Below are 4991 nucleotides of genomic sequence, written 5' to 3'. Positions count from 1 at the left end.
GCAGAGCGCGCTGGCCATCGACAGCACCAGCGCGGCCAGCAGCACCGGACGCTGCGGGAGGAACGACCGAGGGGCTCAGGTGCGGCGGTGGCCCACCAGCCGCGGCTTGTGCTCCATCCCCGACAGCCCGTGCCAGGCGAGGTTGACCAGGTGCGCGGCGACGTCCGCCTTCTTCGGCTTGCGGACGTTGAGCCACCACTGGCCCGTCAGCGCGACCATGCCCACCAGCGCCTGCGCGTACATCGGCGCCAGCTTGGGGTCGTAGCCGCGCGCCTTGAACTCGTGGCCGAGGATGTCCTCGACCTTGGTGGCGATGTCGCCGATGAGGGAGGCGAAGGTGCCCGTGGACTGGGCGACCGGCGAGTCGCGCACCAGTATGTGGAAACCGTCGGTGTGCTGCTCGATGTAGTCCAGCAGCGCGAAGGCGGCCTGCTCCAGGAGCTCGCGGGGGTGGCCGGCGGTGAGCGCGCTGGTGACCATGTCCAGCAGGCGGGCCATCTCGCGGTCGACGACGACCGCGTAGAGCCCCTCCTTGCCGCCGAAGTGCTCGTACACCACGGGCTTGGACACGCCCGCCTTGGCGGCGATCTCCTCGACCGAGGTCCCCTCGAAGCCGCGTGCGGCGAACAGCGAGCGCCCGATGTCCAGCAGCTGCGCCCGGCGTTCGGTGCCGGTCATCCGCCGGCGGCCGCGCCGGGGCTGCTTCGGGGCCTTCTCCGTGCTGTCGTCGCTCGCCACGCCTACTCCCGGTTCGCTGCTGCGGTCCGTCACCCGGCGCGCACGACGGATGCCCCCTCCCGCTCCTCCGCGTCCTGATCAGCGCGCACACGCCGCGCCTCGATGCGGGAGGACCTGGGCCAGCGTACGTCGTACGCCCAGCCTGCCTTCTCGAACCACCGGATCAGCCGGGCGCTGGAATCGAGCTGGCCGCGGTCGACCCCGTGCCGCGCGCAGGTCGGATCGGCGTGATGGAGGTTGTGCCAGGACTCCCCGCACGAGAGTACGGCCAGCCACCAGACGTTGCCCGAGCGGTCCCGGGACGCGAACGGCCGCTTGCCGACCGCGTGGCAGATCGAGTTGATCGACCAGGTCACGTGGTGCAGCAGCGCGACCCGGACCAGCGAGCCCCAGAAGAAGGCGGTCAGCGCGCCCTGCCAGGACCAGGTGGCCAGGCCGCCGATCAGCGGCGGCAGCAGCAGGGAGATCGCGGTCCACAGCGGGAAGTGCCGCGAGACGCGCCGCACGGCCTCGTCGCGGATGAGGTCGGGGGCGTACTTCTGCTGCGGTGTCTGCTCCCGGTCGAACATCCACCCCACGTGGGCCCACCAGAGCCCCTTCGCCAGCGCCGGCACCGTCTCCCCGTAGCGCCAGGGGGAGTGGGGGTCGCCCTCGGCGTCGGAGTGCTTGTGGTGGCGGCGGTGGTCGGCGACCCAGCGCACCACCGGTCCCTCGACCGCCATCGATCCCGCGACGGCCAGGGCGATCCGCAGCGGGCGCTTGGCCTTGAAGGCGCCGTGGGTGAAGTAGCGGTGGTACCCGACGGTGATGCCGTGGCAGCCGATGAAGTAGAAGACGGCGAGCAGCAGCAGGTCCAGCCAGCTGACGCCGCGGCCCCACGCGAAGGGCACGGCCGCGAGCAGCGCCACGAACGGCAGCGTGATGAAGAGGAACAGCGCGACCTGCTCCGGCGAGCCGCGGCGCTCGCCGCCCAGCGTGGCGGAGGCGGCCTGCTGCTGGCCGCCGGGCGAGCCCCGGTCGGCGGCGTCGGGTGCTGCCGCGGGCGGGGGCATGCCGTCGGGGGAGGCGACCTCGGGGTCACGAGCGTCTGCGGACGTACTGCCCTGAGCCACAGCTGGATCAATGGTCATACGCGAACCTCGGAGCGGTTAAATGGTGCAAAAGGGAAAGTGCGGGCTTACGGTACCGTAACCTACGCAAGCGTAGGTAGAACTGTGCGGAGATCCGCAAGAGCGGGCGAAGTGGTGCAACAGGGCGCGTTGGAGCGCGCGCCGGGGCGTCAGCCGTCGCCGACGCGCGCCCGGGACGGTGAAAGGAGGGTCCCCCCGACGGGACCCGTGCATATCCTGGGGCGGCCGGACAGCGCGGTCCGTAGAGACACGTCGTTAGAGCCGCAAGGAGCCGTACCTGTGAGCAGCGCCGACGCCATCCACGACCCCGGGTCCACCGAGGACCAGGAAGCACACGAAAGCAGCGCGGCCCTCCGCGCCGACATCCGCCGGCTGGGCGACCTCCTGGGCGAGACCCTGGTCCGACAGGACGGCGAGGACCTGCTGGAACTCGTCGAACGAGTCCGCCGCCTCACCCGCACCGACGGGGAGGCCGCCGCCGAACTCCTCGGTGAGACCGACCTGGAGACGGCCGCCAAGCTGGTCCGCGCCTTCTCCACCTACTTCCACCTCGCCAACGTCACCGAGCAGGTCCACCGCGGCCGGGAGCTGCGGGCGCACCGCGCCACCGAGGGCGGCCGCCTCGCCCGCACCGCCGACATGCTCAAGGACGCCGACCCCGAGCACCTGCGGCAGACCGCCGCCAACCTCGGCGTGCGACCGGTCTTCACCGCGCACCCGACCGAGGCCGCCCGCCGTTCGGTCCTCACTAAGCTGCGGACCGTCGCCGCCCTCCTCGACGCGGACAACGACCACGGCGGCGCCGACCGCCGCCGCACCGACCTGCGGCTCGCGGAGAACATCGACCTCATCTGGCAGACCGACGAACTGCGCGTCGTCCGCCCCGAGCCCGCCGACGAGGCGCGCAACGCCGTCTACTACCTCGACGAACTCCACAGCGGCGCCGTCGGCGACGTGCTGGAGGACCTCGCCGCCGAGCTGGAGCGCGCCGACGTCGTGCTGCCGCCCGGCAGCCGCCCGCTGACCTTCGGCACCTGGATCGGCGGCGACCGCGACGGCAACCCCAACGTCACCCCGCAGGTCACCTGGGACGTGCTGCTGCTCCAGCACGAGCACGGCATCGAACAGGCCCTCGCCCACATCGACGAGCTGCGGAGCCTGCTCTCCAGCTCGATCCGCAACACCGGCGTCACCGACGAGCTGCGCGACTCCCTCGCCGAGGACCTGGAGCGCCTGCCGGAGATCACCCCCCGCTACAAGCGGCTCAACGCAGAGGAGCCCTACCGGCTCAAGGTGACCTGCGTACGGCAGAAGCTCCTCAACACCCGCGCCCGGCTCGCCGCGGACGCACCGCACCGGCCCGGCCACGACTACCTCGGGACCGCGGGCCTCCTCGCCGACCTCGCCCTGGTCCAGGAGTCGCTGCGCGCCCACCGCGCCGGACTCGTCGCCGACGGCCAGGTCGAGCGGGTCATCCGCACCGTCGCCGCCTTCGGCATCCAGCTCGCCACGATGGACGTCCGCGAGCACGCCGACGCCCACCACCACGCGCTCGGCCAGCTCTTCGACCGCCTCGGCGAGGAGTCCTGGCGCTACGGCGACATGCCGCGCGACTACCGGACCCGGCTCCTCGCCAAGGAGCTGCGCTCCCGGCGGCCGCTGGCCCCCACCCCGGCCCCCCTCGACGACGAGGGGGCCAAGACCCTCGGAGTGTTCGCCACCGTCCGGCGGGCGCTGGACACCTTCGGCCCGGAGGTCATCGAGTCCTACATCATCTCGATGTGCCAGGGCGCCGACGACGTGTTCGCGGCGGCCGTCCTCGCCCGCGAGGCCGGACTGATCGACCTCCACGCCGGCTGGGCCCGCATCGGCATCGTGCCGCTGCTGGAGACCACCGACGAGCTGCGCATCGCCGACGAGCTCCTCGACGCGATGCTCTCCGACCCCTCCTACCGGCGGCTGGTCTCGCTCCGCGGCGACTTCCAGGAGGTCATGCTCGGGTACAGCGACTCCTCGAAGTTCGGCGGCATCACCACCTCCCAGTGGGAGATCCACCGCGCCCAGCGCCGGCTGCGCGACGTCGCGCACCGGCACGGGGTGCGGCTGCGGCTCTTCCACGGCCGCGGCGGCACCGTCGGCCGCGGCGGCGGCCCCACCCACGACGCGATCCTGGCGCAGCCCTGGGGCACCCTGGAGGGCGCCATCAAGGTCACCGAGCAGGGCGAGGTCATCTCCGACAAGTACCTGGTGCCGTCGCTGGCCCGGGAGAACCTCGAACTGACGGTGGCCGCGACGCTGCAGGCGTCCGCGCTCCACACGGCCCCGCGCCAGCCCGAGGAGGCGCTGGCCCGCTGGGACGCCGCGATGGACACCGTCTCCGACGCCGCCCACACCGCCTACCGGGCGCTGGTGGAGGACCCGGACCTCCCGGCGTACTTCTTCGCGGCCACCCCCGTCGACCAGCTCGCCGAACTGCACCTCGGCTCGCGCCCCTCCCGCCGCCCCGACAGCGGCGCCGGGCTCGACGGGCTGCGGGCCATCCCGTGGGTCTTCGGCTGGACCCAGTCCCGGCAGATCGTCCCCGGCTGGTTCGGCGTCGGCTCCGGCCTGCGCGCCGCCCGGGAGGCCGGGCTCACCGAGGTGCTGTCCGAGGCGTACGAGCGCTGGCACTTCTTCCGCAACTTCCTCTCCAACGTCGAGATGACGCTGGCCAAGACGGACCTGCGGATCGCCGGGCACTACGTCGACACCCTGGTCCCCGACGAGCTGAAGCACGTCTTCGACACCATCCGCACCGAGCACGACCTGGCCGTCGCCGAGGTGCTGCGGATCACCGGCGAGGAGCGGCTGCTCGACGCCAACCCGGAGCTGCGGCAGACGCTCCAGATCCGAGACGCCTACCTGGACCCGATCTCCTACCTCCAGGTCTCGCTGCTCCACCGGCAGCGGCTCGCCGCCGAGCGGGGCGAGGAGCCCGACCAGCTGCTCTCCCGCGCCCTGCTGCTGACCGTCAACGGGGTCGCCGCCGGGCTCCGCAACACCGGCTGACGCCCCGGCGGCCCGGCTTTGGGCCGCCGTCGGACACCCGTGCCGCCCGCCCCGGTCCCCGGTGGCGGGCGGCAC

3 protein-coding genes are annotated in these 4991 nt (G+C 72.7%); 1 reads left to right on the top strand and 2 read right to left on the bottom strand.

The window, feature by feature from the left end; genetic code table 11:
• Window positions 1–75 precede the first annotated feature (75 nt).
• Window positions 76–678: a TetR/AcrR family transcriptional regulator gene (locus tag HCN52_RS21770; protein ID WP_209314840.1), complete on the bottom strand. Its 603-nt coding sequence runs from the start codon at window positions 676–678 to the stop codon at window positions 76–78.
• 89 nt (window positions 679–767) lie between these two features.
• Window positions 768–1790: an acyl-CoA desaturase gene (locus HCN52_RS21765; protein ID WP_209314839.1), complete on the bottom strand. Its 1023-nt coding sequence runs from the start codon at window positions 1788–1790 to the stop codon at window positions 768–770.
• A 357-nt stretch (window positions 1791–2147) separates the two neighbouring features.
• Here HCN52_RS21765 and ppc point away from each other — a divergent pair, with 357 nt between their 5' ends.
• A complete protein-coding gene (ppc, locus tag HCN52_RS21760; RefSeq protein WP_168090146.1) occupies window positions 2148–4916 on the top strand; it encodes a phosphoenolpyruvate carboxylase in 2769 nt (922 codons plus the stop codon).
• Window positions 4917–4991: the final 75 nt, after the last annotated feature.

It is taken from the genome of Streptomyces bohaiensis (genome assembly GCF_012033785.1).
GTDB lineage: Bacteria > Actinomycetota > Actinomycetes > Streptomycetales > Streptomycetaceae > Streptomyces > Streptomyces bohaiensis.
The sequence above is the reverse complement of the archived record's forward strand: the minus strand, read 5'-3'. Positions and strand labels throughout refer to the sequence as shown.